This window comes from Alloscardovia omnicolens DSM 21503, assembly GCF_000420505.1.
Taxonomy (GTDB): Bacteria; Actinomycetota; Actinomycetes; order Actinomycetales; family Bifidobacteriaceae; genus Alloscardovia; species Alloscardovia omnicolens.
In genome coordinates this window covers 1-20,714 of the sequence record NZ_ATVB01000013.1, presented here as the reverse complement: position 1 = coordinate 20,714, position 20,714 = coordinate 1, and the positions used below count along the sequence as shown (strand labels likewise).

Here is a 20,714-nt window from a genome sequence, read left to right as displayed (position 1 = left end):
GCTAACCTTTTTTGGTTGACTGTGTGATGAACCAAGATATCCTAAGGTCAAGCACAACCTCATTGCGACCAACCTCAAGACCCTGAAAAATAACTCACCATAGGGCAACCTACCACTTACACAAAATTCCTGATGCGCCCAACCAAGGACAAAATCATTTACGAAAAAATCTCGCAAGTTCAGTGCTTACAATAATCATGCATGAACACTTTACAAACCGAGACAGCAAAACCATAGATTAAGCATCTCAAACTCAGTACACTCCATACATATGAGCGACATGAACTGAATGGCTGGAGCTGTGTCGAGCAAAAACTTGCTAAACGGTAATGTAGGTCTTAGAAGAAACACGCGGCATCTGGCATTCGAACAAAAACGGGAGCGTATACGAAAGATTTAGACTGCAAGTAATGAATCCAAGTAATCCTGAGCGAGCACATATGCTGCTCCAATAATGGCTTGTTCAGGCGTGCATTGACTTTTTATAACCATGCGAGTGCCTGACACGCTCGATACACTGGCTGCTCCAGTAACTCCCATGCCCACTGCGTCCGCAGCGCCCGCTGAACTTGCAAGCATTTTCGGTGCTAAAGCACGCACTCGGGCACGAATATCCGATAAATCAGAACTATCCAAATAGCGAGCAACTTCACCGCCCAGAATAACGGGCACATTCACAATCATTTGAATGTTATGAATCAATAATGCCAAAGAATCCATGTAGTTACTTAGCACTTTGGCATGCGTATAATCTCCATCGCGCACATGATCAATAAACTCTCGAACATGCGCATCGCGAATACCCGAAGCAGATAATAACGCTTGCGAGCTGCAATACAGTTGAGCGCAACCGTACTGCCCGCATTCACAACGCTGGCGAGGCTCAGCAGAAGAAGCAACAGAAACAGAAGAAGCAACAGAAACAGAAGAAACAGCAGACACAGCGGGGTACAGCCGCGTATGTTCAGCAAAAACAGCGGAACGCATGTACCGCCCACCGCGGATGAACGCGCTGCTCATCGTGGCATTCAAATACAAGCACGCAGCATCCGTAATACAAGGGTTGAAAAGCGTTTCCGCAGCAGCCAAAGCAAAAGGCTCTCTCATAATGCGCACAGGATAACTCAGACGCGATTCGATGGTTCGGCGCAGTCGTGCTTCGCTCGCTTCGTCTAACGCAGCATGCGAGGCAACGGTCACACCAATCCCGCGCAAATGCCGCGTATCAATCTGACTGCTTTCAATAAACGATTCAATAGCCAAAGCTAAACCGTCGTAAAAATCACTGGCGCCAAAACTATCTAAGCTCACCGACTGACGCGATCCAACATCTCCGCGCAAATCGGTAGATACAAAATGAGCAGTTCCCTTACGCACAAGCACACCCACACAAATGCATCGCGAATACGCGAAAGCATAAGCGTCAGGGCGGCGTCCTCCCGTAGAATTAAACACGCCGTGAGATTGCGTTACGTAGCGCAGTTCGTGTAAACGCTTCAGAGCCGAAGCTATCGTCGGCATACTTATATTCAATTTTTCGGCGAGATGCGCGCGCGAAATACCTTCGTGTGTAATAATCGTGCGCAAAACAGCATGTTCTGTATGGCTGAGCCGTTTAGAATTGAGACGCTGAGCATTCATACCTGAACTTTAGCATGAGCGCTTTTACAAGTTTCGATCCACGTATACGGATACTGCAGACACCGCAGAAACTCCTAATACTCAATCAAATGATTCTCATACATATACGACACAATATGTTGCCTGTTTTCCCCGTTAATTTTCTCTAAAATATGGTGTACGTGTGTTTTTACTGTCTCAACGGTAATCGTCAGCGCTTGCGCAACCTCTTTATTATGCTTTCCCATCGCTATTTGTTGAGCTACCTCAAGTTCGCGCTTAGATAGTTGTGGGCAATTGTCTGTAGACTTTAGCGCAGCCTCAAATATGGGGTCACTCGATATATAGTAGTTCGATATATAGTTCTCGAAATCTCTATTGTGATTATCTGTCAACATTTCGTGCGTAATGATTTTCTCGGTTATGTGATTACTGAGACCATGTGTCGAAGATGTTTTACTGTCAGTAGCATTATCGCTGGCTATCTGCATAAATTTAGTTTGATTATCTTTTATATGTATGTCTTTGTGCTGATGAGCATCGTTGTCCTCTGCAACGTCGTCGTGCATTTCCTCTGAAACTTCCCGATTATTAGTAACATCATCGCCAGCAATGGCATGTACAATTTCCTGAGCTAAAGGAATATCCGAAACCCCACCAATGCCATATACCGTAGCGCTTTTGGTCTCAAGACTTTTCATGGAGGTAGCGGGCATTAATAGAATCACATTAATATTTCTATCCATTGCCTTCGCTACTTGCACAGACTGAGCTGTTCCTTGGAACGGAATGCGTGCATCAATAATTACAGAATCAGGATGGTAAGTATGGATATCTTCCATAAGTTCAAGGCTGGTAGAAGCATGGGCAAGAATATGAAGAGCGGGATTATGATTGAGATACTCAGATAAAAGTGAATGCTGAAGTTTTTTATTTTCTGCAATAACGACCGTCTTCATTTTTCTTCTTTCCCTTTTATTCTTTCTCTCTTCGATTCAATATATTTTATGAATCCATGACTCGAGCTCCCTCATAAGAGTGATAGTTAAAAAGTTTGCTTTTATGCTCAGTTGATTCGCGCTGCTTTAATCATTACTGCATGCTCGATTACTGTCCGCTTTTGAGATATCAGCTGAGATACCAGCTGAGAAACTCCTTCTGAGAAAAATCGGGAAGTACTTATAAAGGATCGCCGCCCGGTAGTAGCCCAAAAGTGCTACTGTTGAAGAAGTGTGTGAGTTACAAAGACACAACTCAACGGTGAGCTGTGGCTGAGCTTGCATATGACATAACAGAAGGCAATATAAAAGATGATATAGACGTTTGAAGGGGCAAGGCAGCCGCTTACCCTCAGCAGGCGTTTACGTACAGCAAAGGAGCTGGGGCTATGAACACATATAGTGATTCTTATGTTGACACTATGAGTTCGAATAATGATTTTTCTCATGAGTTTTCTATCACGCCGAATGTGCAGTATCGCGAAGGTGATGCTTGTGCAGTTATGGATGTGATTGCACCTATGCGTTTGGAACGTTTAGGAGGAACTGCTCCTCTTGTTATTTTTGTGCAGGGAAGTGGATGGACTACTCCTAATCGCATGTATGCCGTGGGGCGATTAGAACGCTTGGTAGAGCGCGGTTTTGTGGTGGCAACAGTGAATCATAGAGACAGTGAGAATGGTTCCCATCCTTTTCCTGGATATTTGATGGATGTTAAAGCTGCAGTACGTTTTTTGCGTGCTCATGCACAGGAATTTTATATTGATGCGCAACGTGTAGGCGTGTGGGGAACATCTTCAGGCGGTAACACAGCTTTATTGCTTGCCATGACTGGAGATGATCCACACTATAACGATGGCAGTTGCGCACAGATGAGCGATGCTGTTGATTATTGCGTTGCTTGTTTTCCTCCATCAGATATTTATGGTGTGCTCAGTGGTGAAAGAACGAGGGTGAATGAAGGTTTGCGAGCATGTGAGTCCTCTGTAGTAGGAGCAATGCCTACTGATGCATGGGAGAATTTATCGCACGATGTGCAACAGCGTGCGTGGGATATGAGTCCTTACCGCATTTCTCGTGCAGATGGAACATATCCACCAATACTGTTACTTCATGGCGATGCTGATGATGTTGTGGATTATGATGAAAGCGTTCAGCTTCACACCAAGCTACTCAGCCAAAAGCATGACTGCCGTTTAATTCGTGTGCTTGGTGGCGAGCATGAAGGTAATTTCTGGAGCGTACAGCTTACTGATGCGATTTGCCGCTATATTAGCTATCACGCGCACCAATGAGCAGTCAGCACTCATTATTTACTTCAGTCATCTGCATTGCGCGCGCGAGCTGTTGAATCGCGCACTATCAAACGTGTTGGTAAGATTGCACGTTGTGATGTGTGCTGCTGTGTGCCTTTATGAAGGTTCACAATAATATCCAAGGCTGCTTGCGCCATATCTTCAATAGGTTGGCGCACAGTGGTCAGCTGAGGGCTAAGATAGCGAGCGGTTTGAATATCATCAAAACCTACAACAGATAAATCATAGGGAATGGAGATGTTAAGTTGTCGTGCTGCTTCATAAATTCCCATGCATTGCAAATCGCTACTACCAAAAATAGCTGTTGGACGGTTCTGTGGATCGCGTAGTAAGTCAAGAGCGCTATCAATAACACCGTCAGCAGTAAAATCTCCTTCTTTGGTAAACCGCGGATAATACTCTAATCCTGCCTCTGCTAACGCAGCTTTAAAACCATCTAAACGTGCGCGAGCGCACAGCATCGAACGTGGTCCTGTAATAATGCCAAGCTGTGTATGTCCTAATGAAATCAGATGTCGAGTTGCCTCTATAGCACCGTTCCAATCATCAGCCTGAATAGAGGAATCCTGCGAACTAGGGTTGCCAGCGGGATCGAGAATAACGTAGGGAATATGGTGCTCATTAAGTCGCGAATGTTCTACTGCGCTGAGTTTGGAGAAGACAAGTATTACTCCATAAGGGCTGCGGCGAATAACGCCATCCATCCAGCTGTCGTCAGGATGAGTGCGGCTGCCGCTTTCTGTGGTAATAACGCTTAGTCCGCGTTTTTTCGCAGATTTAAGAACGCCGCGCAATACTTCCAGACTCCACACAGTATCGAAAGATTGCAAAACAACTTCAATATATTCACTATGGGCAGCAGGATTATTACGACGTACATAATGATTCTTCTCTAATGCGCGTGAAATAATCTCGCGCGTTTGAGGTGCAACGTCACTGCGTCCGTTAAGCACTTTAGAAACAGTTGCCAAGGAAAAACCTGTTTCCTCAGCAATATCACTTAACTGTTTTCTGCGTTGAGATTGATGACGTGTCATAATTCACCCCTCCTTAGGTAGAGAATATCATAAAATCGAAACTTTCGAAAACTTTAGTTCAAGAAATATTTGCTTGAAAATGTACAAATATATTGAAATATAAGGTTTTATAAGTAATATGTATCTTTCGTTAATTGAGTTGACTAAGTATTTTTCGCCTTGATAACATGAAATTGTCGAAAATCTACATAATATTTTTCGAAAACAGAAGAACGGTAAAACTGTAATAATGCCAACTGTATAAGAGAAAGTAATCGAAATTTTCGACAATTTGCCAATGGTGGTAAGTTACGAGGAGAAAAGACAATGAAGTTGAAAAATATTGCAGCTGCTACAGTAGCCGTAGCAAGCTTAATTGGTCTAGCAGGTTGCTCGAATAATGCAGGTAAAACTGCTGATGGTAAAACACAAGTTGTTGTATGGCATAATTCCACTACTGGTGACGGTAAGAAGTTCTGGGAGAGTGCTGCTGCTGATTTTATGAAGAAGAATCCTCAGGTCAGCGTAAAGGTTGAAGCTATTCAGAACGAAGATTTAGATGGGAAACTGCAAACAGCCTTGCAAGATCCTCAGTCTGCGCCTGATGTTTTCCTCAGCCGCGGTGGTCAAAAACTACAGGATATGGTTGAAGCCGGTCAAGTAAAAGATTTAACAGATAAACTTTCCGATGACGTGAAAACCGGTATGAAGGCAGCTTTAGCTTCGCAAACCGTAGAAGGCAAGGTTTACGGCATGCCTATTGCAGCTCTTCCTGGTGGAATTTGGTATTCGAAAGACCTGTTTAAGCAGGCTGGTATTGAAAAAACTCCTACAACATGGGATGAATTTACTCAGGTAATTGACAAGCTGAAGGCTGCGAATATTACTCCTATTGCTTTGGGTGGTAAAGATGCATGGCCGGCTGCACACTGGTATTACTGGTTTGCGCTGCGTGAATGCCCTGCTAAAGCATTTGAAGCCGCTCAAACAGAGAAGAAGTTCGACAACTCGTGCTGGCTCAAAGCAGGAGAAGACGTTAACAAGCTCAAGGACTTGAATGCGTTCAACAAGGGCTTCCTCACAACCCCTGCTCAGCAAGGTGCAAGTTCTTCAGCTGGTTTGATTGCTAATCATATGGCCGCAATGGAGTTAATGGGCGGATGGGATCCTGGCGTTATCCGAGATCTTACTCCTGATAAGAAAGATTTAGCTGATTTGGGATTCTTTGCTTTCCCTCAGTTAGATGGTCAAAAGGGTAATCCGAAAGCTATTATGGGGGGAACCGATGCGATGGCTGTGGGGGAGTCTGCTCCAGACGAAGCTGTTGACTTCCTTAACTTTATTGCTCAAAAAGAGTATCAAGAAAAATATGCTCAGGCATTCTCTACCATACCTGCCGCACAATATGCTCAAGATATTGTCGAAAATCCTGCCTTGCTAGAAGTGCTACCTGTATATAAGGAATCAAGCTCTGTATCGCTGTGGCTTGACACAGTCCTAGGTCAAAACGTTGGAAACGCTTTGAACGAAGGCGTAGTTAATCTTCTTGCAGATAAAGGAACAGCTCAAGATATTCTCAAGAGCGTCCAATCTGCTGCACAAAAGGGATAAAAGTTACAGCCATCACAATCCTAAGGTGTAGAACGTTCGGTAAGAGCGGACTATGCACAGTTTTTACACGGTGAGGGTGAGGCAAGTTATTGCTGAGCTCCCCCTCACCTAGGTACACATACAATCGTCACTTACAGTCAGGGGAGACATATTATGAGTGTGAGTGCATCTTTAGCGGCGCAGTCCCGCGTTAAAAAGAGCGATACGGTCAGGAAAAATATAGAAATTGCAGTGCTGTCTGCTCCAGCACTTCTCATGTTTCTTGGCTTTGTTATTTTGCCTGTTTTTATGGCAGCATATTACGGTTTTTTCAAGTGGAAAGGTTATGGCAAGCCAGAAGTTAACGGACAGTTTGTTGGTTTGCATAATTACGCAGTTATTCTTTCGGATACTAACTTTCAAGAAGCCTTTATACACACTATGTGTGTGGTTGTTGCTTCTCTTATTATTCAAGCTCCACTGGCCATTCTATTCGCTTTGCTACTCAATCAAAAGTTTAAGGGACGAGCCATTATTCGCACACTTATTTTCGTGCCATATGTGGTGTCTGAAGTTATTGTGGGCACGGGCTGGTCTCTTATGCTGCAAACAACTGGAGCAGTTAATGCAGTTCTGAAAAGCTGGGGTATTCCGGGAGCTGATTGGATTTCAGATCCAAAAGTTGCTTTCTGGACGCTGATGGTTATTATCACGTGGAAATATATTGGTTTTGCTGTTATTTTGATGATTGCAGGCATGCAGTCTATCCCAGAAGATCTGTATGAAGCAGCACGCGTTGATGGCGCGGGTTTCTGGCAGCAGCAATGGAGTATTACTCTTCCTCTGCTTGCTCCTACAATTCGTATTTGGGCATTTATGTCCATTATCGGTTCTTTGCAATTATTCGACTTGGTCTACATTATTTGGGGACAATACGTTTCATCTACTGCTGGAACATCCACAATGGCAACCTACATGGTTCGTGAAGGCCGCTTAGCAAATAACTATGGTTATGGCTCGGCTGTAGCCGTGCTCATCTTCCTAATTTCTCTGGTTATCGCCTTAACGTATCAACATTTCGCTCTTAATCGAGATTTAGAAGGGGCAATAACAACCAAACGCTCGCGCGCACAAAGCAAAGCTGCACACAAAAAAGTAGATAGGGCTCGTAATTCTGAGAAGAAAGCGATGGTGGTCTAAATGAGTGCACGTCCACAGACCTTAGCAATGCAAGGCATCCGTAAATCGCACAAAACTCCGTGGGGTCACCCGGTTGTCTATCTGCTTTCGGTAATTCTTGTTCTCATCTGCATTGTTCCCGTTATCTACATTATTATTGGCGGTTTTAGAACGAATTCGCAGATTACAAGATATCCTGCGGGCTTACCTAAGCCGTGGAACTTCGAGAACTATAAAAACGTTTTCGCATCGAATATCTTCTGGACCGAATTAGTGAATTCTCTTATTGTTGGCGTTGCTACCATGGTGGGAATTGTTCTACTCAGTCTTATGGTTAGCTTTGTGCTTGCCCGTTATGAGTTCCGCGCTCGCAATTTTATGTATTCGTTGTTTGCAGCAGGTATGATGTTCCCGATTACCGTAGCTATTACGCCTTTGTATTTACTCTTAAAGAATTTGCATTTAGTGAATTCTCACTTGGGAATTATTCTGCCTCAAATTGCTTTTGGTCTTCCTCAAGCCATTATTATTATGGTGCCATTTTTGAAGTCAATTCCAACAGAGCTAGAAGAAGCAGCAATGATTGACGGTTCTTCTCGATTGGGATTCTTCTTTAGAATGGTGTTGCCATTAAGCTGGCCGGGTGTTGCTACTGTGGGAATTCTCGCATTTGTAGCTAGTTGGAATGCGTATATGCTTCCTTTGTTCTTACTCAATGATTCCAGTAAATATACCTTGCCTCTTGGTGTGCAAATGTTTAGTTCGCAGCATTCAGTTGATACTGCTCAGGTTCTTGCTTTTACGGCTTTGAGCATGATTCCAGCACTTATATGCTTTACGATTTTCCAAAAGAAGATTGTGGGTGGCCTGGCTGGGGCGGTCAAGGGCTAAGAATTACGAACATGTTCGGGAGAATGTTGTCTCCCTGCATTCTCCCGAACGCTTGAAAACAGTACTTACTAATACTTAACTTTTATATCCCCGCAGATCTACGGCAGATAGAACAGGATATGACGATGAAAATCAATAACCCAGTATTGCGTGGATTTCACGCTGATCCTTCTATTATTCGTGTAGAAGATACCTATTATATTGCCAACTCAACATTCGAATGGTTTCCAGGTGTTCGTTTGCATGAATCGAAAGATTTAGTGCATTGGAATCTTCTGCCTAGCCCACTAACGAGAACTTCGCAGATTGATATGCGCTCAATCCCTTCATCTGGAGGAGTGTGGGCGCCTGATTTGAGTTATGCAGACGGTCGTTTTTGGCTTATTTACTCCAATGTGCATATTGTTGAAGGCGCATTTAAAGATGTAGCTAATTACCTTGTGACTGCTGAAGATATTAGAGGGCCATGGTCTGAACCTATCCGCTTAAATGGTGTTGGTTTTGATCCGTCGCTTTTCCATGATGACGATGGGCGCAAATACCTTGTGCAGCAAACATGGGATTTCCGCGAATATCGTCATTCTTTCGATGGTATTACACTCACCGAGTTTGATCATGAACGTATGCGTTTACTTCCTGATACCGAACGAACCTTATGGCAGGGCACAGAAACAAAATTGGTAGAAGGTCCACATCTGTATAAAAAAGATGGCGATTACTATCTGTTCGCGGCTGAGGGTGGAACAATGTATACACACCGCGAATCTGTGGCGCGTTCTCGTACTTTAGATGCACTGAGTTTTGAATCTATGCCTCATAACCCATTGATTTCTAACTTCGATTCGCCAACTTCCTATCTCCAAAAGCAAGGACATGGTGCTTTGGTCGATACCCCGTCAGGCGAATGGTATTACGCTTCCTTATGCGCTCGTCCATGGCATCACACCATAGAATCGGCTTACGATCCGCGTGGCTGGTGCACTTTAGGGCGTGAAACATCTATTCAAAAACTGCAGTGGGATGATGATGGCTGGCCATATATTGTGGGTGGGCAGGCAGGCTGCACAAGCGTTGATGCTCCCCGAGATGCTGTGTTGAATGATGATGACTGCGCTAATGAGCAGAACAATAATCAGCATGATGATTTTGAAGACAATCAACTTCACGGTGATTGGAATACTCTTCGAGTTCCGTTTAGTGATGAAATGGGGCGCGTAGGAGATGGAGTTTTAACTCTTAACGGTCAAGGCTCGCTCAGCAATCTTCGCGAGCTGTCACTAGTAGCAAGACGTTGGCAGGCTTTTAACTTCGATGCAAGTGTGGCAATAGAATTTTCTCCAACCCGCTACCGTGAGATGGCAGGTTTAACGAATTACTACAACGACTTATGCTGGTCATGGGCATTTATTACGTGGGATGAGAAAAGACAATGTCGAGTTATTGAAGTTGCTCAAAACGATTTCAATACCTACACGAGCTTTCTTCAAGATAATGCCATTGTTGTTCCTGAGGATGTTGAACGAGTGTGGTTACGCACGCGCGTGCGCACGCAATACTACACATATGAGTACTCCTTTAATGGTGTGGATTGGCACAATATTCCTGTGCAATTAGATGCTAAAATCCTCTCCGATGATTACGTGAACCAGCGTTATGGAGGCTTCTTTACAGGAGCTTTTGTGGGGTTAGCGTGCGTTGATTTAACCGGTTACGGTAAACAGGCACGTTTTACTCATTTTGATTATTGTGAGCTGCCCGATTAACTCAGTATGCGCTGAACAATATGCATAAAGGTGTTGGAGTATGCTTCAACACCTTTTACGTATTGTGCGCTAAGGTTGAGGTATGACTCAACTTTCGCAATATTACGTGCCTGGTTTGCACGTAGAAGACCATGTAGTGCAGGTTCCTTTGCATTGGAATTGGGCTGCTGGAGCAGCTCAACCAGATGCTTCAAGTTTCGCAGGCGAGCATATTGACCTGTTTTACCGCCTGGTTAGTTCTGCACAGAATGTGCATGCTGACTTACCTTTGTTACTTTTCCTTCAAGGCGGTCCTGGCGGCATGGGACCTCGCCCCATGAGTGCTCAGTCCATCCCATGGTTGTCTGAAGCAGTAAAACATTTCCGCGTAGTGCTTATTGATCAGCGTGGAACTGGGCGTTCCTCACGTGTCGATTCTAGCCTTATTCGTCGTCGTGGTCAGAATGCTCGAGAAACTGCAGATTTCTTAAAGAACTTCCTAGCGGACTCCATTATTCGTGACTGTGAATTTTTGCGCACCACAGTTTTCAATTCCGCACAGTGGGTAACTTTGGGGCAAAGCTATGGCGGATTCTTAACCATGGCATATGTGTCCTTGTTCCCTGCGAGTATTGCAGCTAGCTTTGTTACCGGCGGTATTCCACACATTCCTATGAATGCTCGTGAAGTCTATGAGCATACTGTGCCACGTATGATGGCGAAAACAAAGGAATACTACGGTTTATATCCTGACGATGAAGCCGTTGTTGGGCGTATTGCAGACTTTTTATCTTCCGAAAAGGTTCTTCTGCCTAATGGGGATCCAGCTAGTGTTCGACGCTTGCAAATGTTGGGTGGCGATTTCGGTATGAAACCAAGTTTCGAACGCATGCATTGGACGGTCGATACGGCTTTTAATGGAGAGTATTTAAGCGATGGGTTCCTCATGGAATTATTCAGCTCCACTACATCGTATGGCAGCGAACTATATTGGGTTCTCCAAGAGTTTATTTATGCAAATAAAGAGATTAAACCAATCAACTGGGCTGCCAACGATGTGCTCCGTTCTACTAAACAGTTCGATGAATCCTCTCGTCCTCTTATGTTGATTGGTGAAGCTGCACTGCCAGAAATTTTTGATGAAGACTCTGCTTTACGTGCTTTTAGACCAGCAATGGATGAACTGATGAGCGATACGCAGTGGGGAACTGTATATGATGAAGACCAGTTAGCACGCAATGACATACCTATTCACGCTGCTGTGTATTTCGACGATATGTATGTGGACTCCGGCTTGCAGCTTGATACTCTCTCCCGTGTAGGGAACTCTCATGCTTGGGTTACCAATGAATTTGAGCATGACGGTGCACGTATGGGGGCAGTCTTCGAGCATCTTTATACAGAAGCGCTCAGCCGAGGTCATCTCGAAAAACTATTCCTTAAATAATCAATCAGAAAGAAAAGAATGACAACACTAGGTTTTATTGGCTTCGGCAATATGGCCACAGCTATTGTTGATGGTTGGCGTCATGCAGGCGTTGCAGCTGACGCACAGATTATTGCGTGCGCAGCACATTTTGATACCTTAACATCAAAAGCACAGCAGCGAGGGGTCGAGGCTGTACGCAGTGCCAGCGAGGTAGCGCAACGCAGCGATGTTCTTATCGTCGCAGTTAAACCGTATCAAATCGAAAATATTTTCTCTGAATTTGTTGCGGACATTGATTGGTCACACAAAATAGTCATTTCTATTGCTGCCGGAAAGTTCAACGCTTTCTGGAACGAGGTACTGTCTGCCGAAGCGCATCATATCTCTACCATCCCGAACACGCCTATTGCTATTGCTCAAGGTGTTGTTGTAGCAGAAGAAACGCATACGCTAACCGAAGCACAGCTCACAACCTTCCATGAGCTTTTCGAACCAATCTCTACAGTCGAATTTGTAGATACACAGCATTTATCTGTTGCAGGAACTGTGGCAGGGTGTGCTCCAGCATATGCAGCAATGTTTATGGAAGCATTAGCTGATGCAGGTGTAAAATACGGTCTGACTCGTGCTACGGCATACCGTTTAGCTGCTGCGATGACCGCCGGCACAGGTGCTCTCCAACTGGCAACAGGTTTAGCTCCAGCACAAATGAAAGACGCAGTATGCTCACCAGGAGGAACAACGATCCAAGGCGTAGCTGCTCTTGAACAAACAGGTTTCCGCGGTAGCATTATCAGTGCAATCGACGCAGTTGAGGGCTCTAGGTAGGATTACACATTATGGCATTGACTATTGGTATTGTTGGCTTACCAAATGTGGGTAAGTCCACGCTTTTTAACGCTTTAACGCGTAATAATGTTTTGGCAGAAAACTATCCTTTTGCAACAATCGAGCCTAATACAGGCATTGTTCCTCTGCCAGATCCACGTTTGGCAGCATTAGCTCCTATCGTAAACACAACTAAACTCGTTCCAGCAACCGTTACCTTCGTAGATATTGCAGGTATCGTTAAGGGTGCGTCAAAAGGTGAAGGTTTAGGTAATCAGTTCTTAGCTAATATTCGCGAAGCAGATGCTATTTGTGAGGTAACGCGCGTATTTAGTGATGACGATATTGTGCACGTCAACGGGACAGTGAATCCAACAGACGATATTGAAACGATTAATACTGAGCTAATTCTCGCTGATTTACAAACCATTGAGAACGCTATTCCTCGTTTGGAAAAGGAACTGCGCGGTAAGAAGATTACCCCTGCATATCTTGACGAGGTAAAGAAAGCGCAGGCTGTGCTTGAAGAAGGTTTGACTATCGATCAGGCTGCAAAAGCCGGAAAAGTTGACCCAGCAGAAATCCGCGAACTCCAACTGCTGACGGCTAAACCATTTATTTATGTGTTTAACATGGACGATGACGAGCTTCAAGATAATGCTTTGAAAGCTAAGCTTTCCGATATGGTTGCTCCTGCACAGTCCATCTTCTTGAACGCTCAGTTTGAAGCTGATTTAACGGAACTGGACGAAGCAGATGCTCGAGAAATGCTTGCTGACGCTGGTTTAGAGGAATCTGGTCTTGATCAGCTTGCTCGCGTTGGTTTCGATACGCTCGGTTTGCAAACCTATTTGACTGCCGGCGAAAAAGAAGTACGTGCATGGACTATTCATAAAGGATGGACTGCACCTCAAGCCGCAGGCGTGATTCACTCTGATTTCGAGCGTGGATTTATTAAAGCTGCCATTGTTTCTTTCGAGGATTTGGTAGAAGCCGGATCGTATGCAAAGGTGAAAGAAGAAGGCAAAATGCGTCTCGAAGGTAAAGATTATGTTATGCGAGATGGGGACGTGGTCGAATTTAAAAGCGGGCTTGCGTCCGGAGGGAAGAAATGATTTGTGCCGAATGTGGGCAGTTAGTCAAGCCTCATCAGAGGTTCTGCGGGATTGTGGAGTTCGTTTGACTGACGTCGCAGGGCATAATGTGACTACAGGAGGTGGGGATGTTCGCGGGGACATCTACCAGGCTGGGCGCGATGTGGTAGCCAACTTTGCCCCTACTAATCCTCCTAATGCCACGTACGAGGCAGTACCGAAGTGGCGCAGCTCGTTCACCTAGGGAGTCCTTTCATGGTTGGTCTTGTATTGGGACTAGCCGGAATTCTCCCACTCTGGAAGATAGGACGGTCTGCTCTTAATCTCCTAAGCGGGAGACTCGATGTTTCCTGCAAGCGCCTGGGCAAAACTGGTGGATTTGGGTCTTCATCGCCGTATTTGTGATGTTTATCTTAGTCATGGAGCTTTGCAGATTGACGAAGCTCCAGTTGAGGCGACCACTCTTTCTGGGATGGGCGTTGAGTGGTGTCGGGCGTTGTATCACGCTGGAAAAGATTCGGGCAGGAGCTTGCCCTCAGTGCGGTGGAAATATGCGCTACTACAACAAGCCGAAAGAATGGATAGACTATGTCGATGCGAACGGGAAGAATCGACGCGAGGCAACAGAGCATGTTCCCGCTCTTGAGTGCAGGCGGAATTCCGAGCACTGGTATAAGGTTGATCCAGCTGAGGTTCATGAGGAGTGACCACCGAGACAAGGTGCCAGGCGAGGCGATGTCGCTTGTGTACAGAGCTGACGTCTGGCGGAAAGAAGTAGTAATCCCGAGAGAGCAGTGACAAATAATCCTCTAAATCTGGATGAGTCACCCGAGTGGGCTGGTCTGTGGTGGTTGCCAGAAGAGCCTGACAAACGGGTTCCGAGCACCTTGCGGTATGACGGTGAGGGTCATGTTATGCTTCCGATAATCGGTGCATTCGAGGACCGCATAACCTCCAGTCCAGCTCCTAGTCTAACCCTCTACCACGAGGGCACCAGGATGTGGGATGTAATCCACGGTGTGGCCGAACAACGTGAGATTACGCTTCTGGGTTGTGTTCCCACCAAGGGGAAGCGATCCATATTCTCACGAGTGAAGGGCCCCGACACTCAGACTATTACAGCTATGATAGCAATCATAGGTGCACACATCAGCGGCGAAGATGATGCGGCGTTCGCGACGGCCGAGGTTTCGATTGAAGACTTGTGGCTCTGGGCTGCATCGCCTGTGTTCGAGGCTTTCCTTAACACTTCTAAAGGTAAAATTGACGGTAGCTGGGCTCTCTCATCGAAGCCGGTCGAGGAACAGTTGGTGACGGTCGATGGTACGGAGTATAGCCTTGCGCACACTCAAATCCTGCCATTCTTTGCTCAGTGCAAGAGTGGCTCGTAGTGCCAAAGCCTAGCTCGTCAGAGATATAGACGTCATGATTCTCCACACTAAGTCGAGCAATCTCCTGTACCTGACTTCGGATTGGCATGTAGTGACGCTTCCATCATCGCTAGCGAGTTCTAGTTCAAAATCTGATTTATCGGTCGATTGAATTGTGAAAAAATTCGCTAGCAATCCGACCGGAGGTTACTCATAGATTCTCAGGCGCGACATCAAATTCAAAATCAATGTGTAGCCTCGTATAGACTCTTTGAAACGATAACTAGGGTAGCAGTATTGGGATTAATTGCGCAAAAGTGTGTATAGCTTCGGCATAGTCGTGCCGGTAAGTTGAGGTGCTTTCTCGATCATTTGCTGTGGTGTAACTTATGAGGATTTATATCGATAGACCAGTAAAACACGAGTATATCTAGGCAATTATAGGGCGGACAAACATCTTCACCCATCGGTGTATAGATTCGTGCTATTTTCAAAATATGCGCATTTAATATCAAATATTGCTCGTTTGTACAACTGTGATTATGTGTTATAGCCTCACACTAAATTCACCACGAGACACACCTTGAAAAACAACGGCTAAGACACAATTTATACACACTTTTTGGCAATTAACCCCGTAAACTTCTACGGGTAAACAGCGTTTTCGTTGTAAAACATGCTCGTCAACACCGACGTGACGCAATAATGTAACAGTGTGATGGTTCACCCATTTCCTTGAATTTTGAATCGATAAATACACGTGTATCCAACCCTAGAAAAACAACTACTACCCCCGTAGCAACTCATTTTTGGCCAATAATCTGAGAACAAATATACGACATAAGTTGTTGTGATTATAAATGTAACTTGCTTTATAGGGCATTTTTGTGATATACCATTCTTATGACACTAAATAATTATAAAATCGGAATCGATGTAGGTCTATACTCAACAGGTCTTGCGGCTATCGAAGTAGATAGCAATGGAGAACCTGTTCGTATCCTTAACATGCAAAGTGTTATACACGATGGTGGTGTAGATCCCAATTCAAATAAAACAGCGGATACGCGCAAAATGATTTCTGGGGTTGCTCGCCGAACTCGTAGAATGCGTCGTCGTCGCAAGTCACGCTTAGCTAATCTCAATAAGTATTTAGAAGAATTAGGGCTCCCGCTTGAGAATTATGGGGATGATACTTTCGAACCATGGATGCTACGAGCACGTTTGGCAGATGGATATATTCAAGACGAAGAGCAACGCAAATACATGCTTTCCGTCGCATTCCGACATATTGCTAGGCATCGTGGATGGCGTAATCCATATAAATCCGTGAAATCACTGTATAACGTCAATCTAGATGATTTATCCGAACGATATGATGATTTATGTGAGGCATGTCAAGTCAATCCTGAGGATGGGTTGACGCCTGCTCAAATCATTGGTGATTACCTAGCCAGTAAAGATGGTCAGGTTGCTCCTCGTATTCGACATAGCGGTAGTAAATCTGAAGCTTTTGCTCCATTGCCTCAGAAGCTAATGCAGGAAGATAATGCTTACGAAGTTCGTTATATTTGCGAACAACAGGGGGTAGATGATGAAACCTGCAGAAAATTAATTGACAAGATTTTCTATGCAGTGTCCCCACGTGGTTCTGCCAGTGAGCGTGTAGCTTTGGATGATTTAACCCATGAAAAGCGAGCTACGAAAGCATCATTGGCATTTCAAAAATTCCGTATTATTGCCGCCTTGTCTTTCTTGAAGCTTGCGGTAGGTGGTCAACAAAGACCTCTAACGGTTGAAGAGAAGAATACTGCGTTCGATATTTTATCAAGTATGGATTCAAAAACTCGTCCAACGTGGGCTGACGTAGCAGCTGCTCTTGGGGTGAATCGCCGAGATATTAAGGGAATCGGTGGTATTCAAGACGATGGAGATAGAATCTCCAATCGTGCTCCGGTTATGGATAGCTATTTTGCCTTAATTGAATCTTCTGGTGTTCTCGGGAAGCTCGTGAAACACGATATTATGCCATGGTGGCGTGATGCTTCTGAGGATGATCAAGAACGTTTACTTGAGTTACTTGGCAATAATGTTGATATTGATTCTATTCGTGATGATATGTCATACAGCAATGCTTTTGAACTCATTGATTCGTTCGATGATGATCAACTTGGTGCGATAGATAATATCAAACTACCTGCTGGAAGAGCGGCTTACTCTGTTAGTGCATGTCAGGCATTAACAGTGAGGATGCTCAGTACAACTGATAATCTTCATGATGCTCGCAAGACTGTCTATGGAGTTACTGACAATTGGAAGCCAGCTCAGGAACCTATCGGATTTCCGATTGGTAATCCTTCAGCGGACAGAGTCCTTAAAATTGTCAACCGTTATTTAATGAATTGCACTGCAAGATGGGGAACGCCTGTCAGTGTAAATATTGAGCATGCACGTGAGGGATTCTCGTCAGCTAAAGTTGCTCGAGCGTATCAGAAAGACGCGGAAGCCTATGCAACTAACCGCAGTGCAATCTTCGATAAGATTAAAGATTTGTACCCGGACTTCAATCGCTTTAGTGATTCTGCTATGAAACGCTGGGAAGCAATCCAACGGCAAAATGGTGGATGCCTGTACTGCGGAGCAACATTAAAGTTTACTACGTGTGAGCTTGATCATATTGTTCCACGAAAGGGTGTTGGTGCTACGAATACAAAAACAAACTTAGCTGCAGTCTGTACTGATTGCAATCGAGCAAAATCAAAGAAGCTGTTTAGTTTATGGTGCCATGACCAATATGCGGTATCGAAGGGAATTACTGTAGCGAAAGCTGTCGCGCGCGTGGAAATGTTTACTTTTCCTGCGGGCACCCTCAGTGCTGCGAATGCTAAACGGTTTAAGGAAGCTGTGAAATCGAGGCTTACTCAAATGACTGAGGACGAGGCGCCTGATAACCGTTCTATGGGATCTGTCTCTTGGATGGCAGATGAGCTTCATAAGCGTATCGATTGGTATTACAACTCGCAACGATATACAGCTACTTCGGATATCCCGGAGCGAGCTGTAAAGGTATTCGTATACTCAGGTTTGTCTACATCGTTGGCTCGACGATTCTCCGGTATTGAAAAGCAGATTCATTTTGCTGGTTCGTCTGGAAAAACTCGTTTGGATCGCCGTCATCATGCGGTCGATGCTGCTGTTATTGCTCTCATGCAGCACAACGTAGCTGAAGTGCTGGTGGATAAAAATGAATTACACAAAGCACAACGCTACAGCCAGAAAGAGGATGGTGCTGATTGGAGGGAATATAGAGGTAAGGATGAAGAACAACAGTTCCTATACGGTCGTTGGCTGGGGAATATGCATGTCCTTCTTGACCTTATCAATGATGCACTTGATGATGACAGAGTACAGATATTGAGGAATTTGCGTCTAGAGTTAGGAAATTCTAGAGCGCATGAGGATACGATTCATAAATTGTTACGTGTACGATTAGGGGATAAGATTGAGGCTTCACTTGTTCAGCGCGCATCGACTCCTGCTCTATTTACCGCGTTGACTCGTTGCGACGATTTTGACGAGAAAACAGGACTTCCTGAGAATCGTGAACGTCACATTGTGGTAAATGGAGTCCACTATGGTTCTGAAGATGAAATCGCGTTCTTCGAAAAGAATGCAGCTCAGATTATGGTTCATAATGGGTCGGCTGAGATTGGTGATGGATTCCACCATGCTCGTATCTATCTATGCGATAAAATCAACAAGTCAGGAAAGAAGACCGGAGAATTCTATGGAATGATTCGCGTGTTTGCAGCTGATTTAGCTAAGTCTCGAAATGACGATTTGCTAACTGTGCCACTTTCGGAGTCCTCATTGAGCATGAGATACGGAGACCCTAGCACCGTCAAAGCGATTCGAGAAGGTCATGCACGATTTGTGGGGCATTTATTCGTTGGAGATGAGCTTCGACTTGATTTGAGTCAAACGGATTACACAGGTCAAGTGCAGGAGTTTGCGCAAGTATTAGCGAATGTGGCTGAAGCTGAAGTATATACAACCTGGGTTGTTGACGGTTTCTGTGATCCGGCGAAACTACGTTTGCGTCCTTCATATGTCTCGAGCGAAGGAGTGAAAAGTTTTGACGAAGCTGAACAGTCGAGATTGTTAAAAGTTATTGATAAAGGATGGCGACCAGCGATAAATGCTCTTTCCGCGTATTATCCAACAGTTGTCCGTCGAAACGGCCTCGGCGAAATTCGATGGAAGTCGAATGCTGGATTACCAATGTCTTATAGGTGGCATGAATAAAGTGAGGTAATCATGAACAGTGCGTGGCGCGTAGTTGACTGTACGAACCTTCATGGTTCTCTCACCTATGATCGTGGCAGATTAGTTGTGCGAGATAGGGATAAAGACACGTCAACCGACGTGCCACTCACAGATATAGCAGTCTTGCTGATTGGATTACGATGTAATTGTTCAGCAGGATTGCTACACCAATGTGCTGTCTATGGTGTCTCTGTTATGACCTGTGATTGGAGAGGTGTCCCAATCTCTGCGATGCATTCTTGGGCAGAAACCAACACTCGTGTTAATGCTCGTTTTAGGGGACAGATTTCTCAAACATTGCCTCGACAGAAAAACATGTGGGGAAAGATTGTTCAATCTAAAATTATGGGTCAAGCTGCCGTATTAGATCAGCTTGGTATCGATGGCGGAGGAAATTTAAGAGGTCTAGCTAAACAGGTTCGTTCGGGAGATTTGACTAATATAGAGGGGCGAGCAGCGAGAGAATATTGGCATTGCTTGTTCCAAACAGATGCAGATTTTCATAGGCTCCCAGGGGATGGGAGAGGGCGAAATTCACAACTAGATTATTCCTATATGATTTTACGCGGTTTTACTATTAAGGCGGTGATATCTGCTGGATTGTGTCCATGTTTAGGTATTCACCACCATAATGGCAGTAATTATTATTGTTTAGCTGATGACTTGATTGAAGTATTTAGACCAGCTGTCGATGTAAAAGTAGCTGAATTAAGCGAAGAAGATTCACTAATTGACCGAGAAACAAAGCAGTTTCTTATTGAAAGTGTTAATAGACAGTTCAATGGAGAAGGTCTAACAATTCCAAGTAAAATTAATGATTTTGCGCAACAATATGCACTATATGTTGAAGATAAAATTCAGCAGATTGCAATTCCACAATACGTTAAGGATTAACCATGAAAGTTGATGAGGACAGTGGGGGAATGTGGTGTTTAGTAATGTTTGATCTCCCTGTTCAAACGAAGCAACAAAGACATGCTGCTGTAGTATTTAGAGATTTATTACTCGATATGGGTTACTGCATGATTCAGTTTTCTGTCTATGCAAGATATACGCCAACAGCTGAAGGAAATCGTTCCACAGTTCGGACAATTAAGGATAATTTGCCACCGCAAGGCAAAATTCGAGTCTTACATATTACAGATAAGCAGTGGTCGAAATCGTTACGATATGTGAATCTAGAAGAAGAAAATGATGGTGAAACACCGAAAACTTTAATGCTTTTTTAACTGCGAAAAGCCTTGAAAATGCTGGAATCATCCCCTTTGATTAGATTACCCTATTTTACCAAAGAGGATGAAAGCTAATTCACAGC

The 20,714-nt window shown here is 44.5% G+C and carries 15 protein-coding genes; 12 read left to right on the top strand and 3 right to left on the bottom strand.

Translation table 11 applies throughout. The features are described 5' to 3' along the window. Positions 1-396 precede the first annotated feature (396 nt). Both G464_RS0106075 and G464_RS0106070 read right to left on the bottom strand, forming a co-directional pair. Positions 397-1,641 carry an ROK family transcriptional regulator gene (locus G464_RS0106075; protein WP_022857140.1) on the bottom strand — a complete coding sequence of 415 codons (1,245 nt, stop codon included), beginning with the start codon at positions 1,639-1,641 and terminating at the stop codon, positions 397-399. 74 nt (positions 1,642-1,715) lie between these two features. Next, positions 1,716-2,579: a response regulator transcription factor gene (locus G464_RS0106070; protein WP_022857139.1), complete on the bottom strand. Its 864-nt coding sequence runs from the start codon at positions 2,577-2,579 to the stop codon at positions 1,716-1,718. 428 nt (positions 2,580-3,007) lie between these two features. On the opposite strand from G464_RS0106070, the gene G464_RS0106065 reads away from it, so the two are divergent. Then, positions 3,008-3,913, top strand: a complete 906-nt coding sequence (locus G464_RS0106065) for an alpha/beta hydrolase (protein ID WP_021618073.1) — start codon at positions 3,008-3,010, stop codon at positions 3,911-3,913. Positions 3,914-3,936: 23 nt separating this feature from the next. On the opposite strand, the gene G464_RS0106060 is transcribed toward G464_RS0106065, so the two are convergent. After that, entirely contained in the window at positions 3,937-4,971 is a 1,035-nt protein-coding gene (locus tag G464_RS0106060) for a LacI family DNA-binding transcriptional regulator (protein WP_026472657.1), read from the bottom strand. A 306-nt stretch (positions 4,972-5,277) separates the two neighbouring features. Here G464_RS0106060 and G464_RS0106055 point away from each other — a divergent pair, with 306 nt between their 5' ends. The 11 genes from G464_RS0106055 (at position 5,278) to cas2 (ending at position 20,628) form a co-directional block, all read left to right on the top strand. Then, a complete protein-coding gene (locus tag G464_RS0106055; protein WP_022857138.1) occupies positions 5,278-6,561 on the top strand; it encodes an ABC transporter substrate-binding protein in 1,284 nt (427 codons plus the stop codon). 153 nt (positions 6,562-6,714) lie between these two features. Next, positions 6,715-7,740 (top strand): carbohydrate ABC transporter permease, encoded by a 1,026-nt coding sequence (locus G464_RS0106050; protein WP_021618076.1) that lies wholly within the window; start codon positions 6,715-6,717, stop codon positions 7,738-7,740. Further along, positions 7,741-8,610, top strand: a complete 870-nt coding sequence (locus G464_RS0106045; RefSeq protein ID WP_021618077.1) for a carbohydrate ABC transporter permease — start codon at positions 7,741-7,743, stop codon at positions 8,608-8,610. Positions 8,611-8,735: 125 nt separating this feature from the next. Then, entirely contained in the window at positions 8,736-10,373 is a 1,638-nt protein-coding gene (locus G464_RS0106040; protein WP_026472655.1) for a glycoside hydrolase family 43 protein, read from the top strand. Positions 10,374-10,455: 82 nt separating this feature from the next. Beyond that, positions 10,456-11,799: an alpha/beta fold hydrolase gene (locus G464_RS0106035; RefSeq protein ID WP_022857136.1), complete on the top strand. Its 1,344-nt coding sequence runs from the start codon at positions 10,456-10,458 to the stop codon at positions 11,797-11,799. A gap of 18 nt (positions 11,800-11,817) precedes the next feature. Beyond that, positions 11,818-12,609 (top strand): pyrroline-5-carboxylate reductase, encoded by a 792-nt coding sequence (gene proC, locus G464_RS0106030; protein WP_022857135.1) that lies wholly within the window; start codon positions 11,818-11,820, stop codon positions 12,607-12,609. Between the two features lie 11 nt (positions 12,610-12,620). Next, complete coding sequence (ychF, locus tag G464_RS0106025; protein WP_021618081.1) at positions 12,621-13,724, top strand: redox-regulated ATPase YchF; 1,104 nt, start codon at positions 12,621-12,623, stop codon at positions 13,722-13,724. Between the two features lie 773 nt (positions 13,725-14,497). Then, the gene (locus tag G464_RS10120) at positions 14,498-15,094 is read left to right on the top strand and encodes an ApeA N-terminal domain 1-containing protein (RefSeq protein ID WP_021618083.1); all 597 of its coding nucleotides are present in this window, start codon (positions 14,498-14,500) and stop codon (positions 15,092-15,094) included. Positions 15,095-15,976: 882 nt separating this feature from the next. Then, entirely contained in the window at positions 15,977-19,378 is a 3,402-nt protein-coding gene (cas9, locus tag G464_RS0106010) for a type II CRISPR RNA-guided endonuclease Cas9 (protein ID WP_022857133.1), read from the top strand. Between the two features lie 12 nt (positions 19,379-19,390). Further along, positions 19,391-20,293, top strand: coding sequence for a type II CRISPR-associated endonuclease Cas1 (gene cas1, locus G464_RS0106005; protein ID WP_022857132.1), 903 nt, complete (start codon positions 19,391-19,393; stop codon positions 20,291-20,293). A 2-nt stretch (positions 20,294-20,295) separates the two neighbouring features. Continuing rightward, a complete protein-coding gene (cas2, locus tag G464_RS0106000) occupies positions 20,296-20,628 on the top strand; it encodes a CRISPR-associated endonuclease Cas2 (RefSeq protein ID WP_021618086.1) in 333 nt (110 codons plus the stop codon). The last annotated feature ends 86 nt before the right edge of the window (positions 20,629-20,714 follow it).

What these genes read in the sequence shown, in the direction of transcription:
- G464_RS0106075 (WP_022857140.1), bottom strand. Translation starts at nt 1,641, where the DNA reads ATGAATGCTCAGCGTCTCAATTCTAAACGGCTCAGCCATACAGAACAT.
- G464_RS0106070 (WP_022857139.1), bottom strand. Translation starts at nt 2,579, where the DNA reads ATGAAGACGGTCGTTATTGCAGAAAATAAAAAACTTCAGCATTCACTT.
- G464_RS0106065 (WP_021618073.1), top strand. Translation starts at nt 3,008, where the DNA reads ATGAACACATATAGTGATTCTTATGTTGACACTATGAGTTCGAATAAT.
- G464_RS0106060 (WP_026472657.1), bottom strand. Translation starts at nt 4,971, where the DNA reads ATGACACGTCATCAATCTCAACGCAGAAAACAGTTAAGTGATATTGCT.
- G464_RS0106055 (WP_022857138.1), top strand. Translation starts at nt 5,278, where the DNA reads ATGAAGTTGAAAAATATTGCAGCTGCTACAGTAGCCGTAGCAAGCTTA.
- G464_RS0106050 (WP_021618076.1), top strand. Translation starts at nt 6,715, where the DNA reads ATGAGTGTGAGTGCATCTTTAGCGGCGCAGTCCCGCGTTAAAAAGAGC.
- G464_RS0106045 (WP_021618077.1), top strand. Translation starts at nt 7,741, where the DNA reads ATGAGTGCACGTCCACAGACCTTAGCAATGCAAGGCATCCGTAAATCG.
- G464_RS0106040 (WP_026472655.1), top strand. Translation starts at nt 8,736, where the DNA reads ATGAAAATCAATAACCCAGTATTGCGTGGATTTCACGCTGATCCTTCT.
- G464_RS0106035 (WP_022857136.1), top strand. Translation starts at nt 10,456, where the DNA reads ATGACTCAACTTTCGCAATATTACGTGCCTGGTTTGCACGTAGAAGAC.
- proC (WP_022857135.1), top strand. Translation starts at nt 11,818, where the DNA reads ATGACAACACTAGGTTTTATTGGCTTCGGCAATATGGCCACAGCTATT.
- ychF (WP_021618081.1), top strand. Translation starts at nt 12,621, where the DNA reads ATGGCATTGACTATTGGTATTGTTGGCTTACCAAATGTGGGTAAGTCC.
- cas9 (WP_022857133.1), top strand. Translation starts at nt 15,977, where the DNA reads ATGACACTAAATAATTATAAAATCGGAATCGATGTAGGTCTATACTCA.
- cas1 (WP_022857132.1), top strand. Translation starts at nt 19,391, where the DNA reads ATGAACAGTGCGTGGCGCGTAGTTGACTGTACGAACCTTCATGGTTCT.
- cas2 (WP_021618086.1), top strand. Translation starts at nt 20,296, where the DNA reads ATGAAAGTTGATGAGGACAGTGGGGGAATGTGGTGTTTAGTAATGTTT.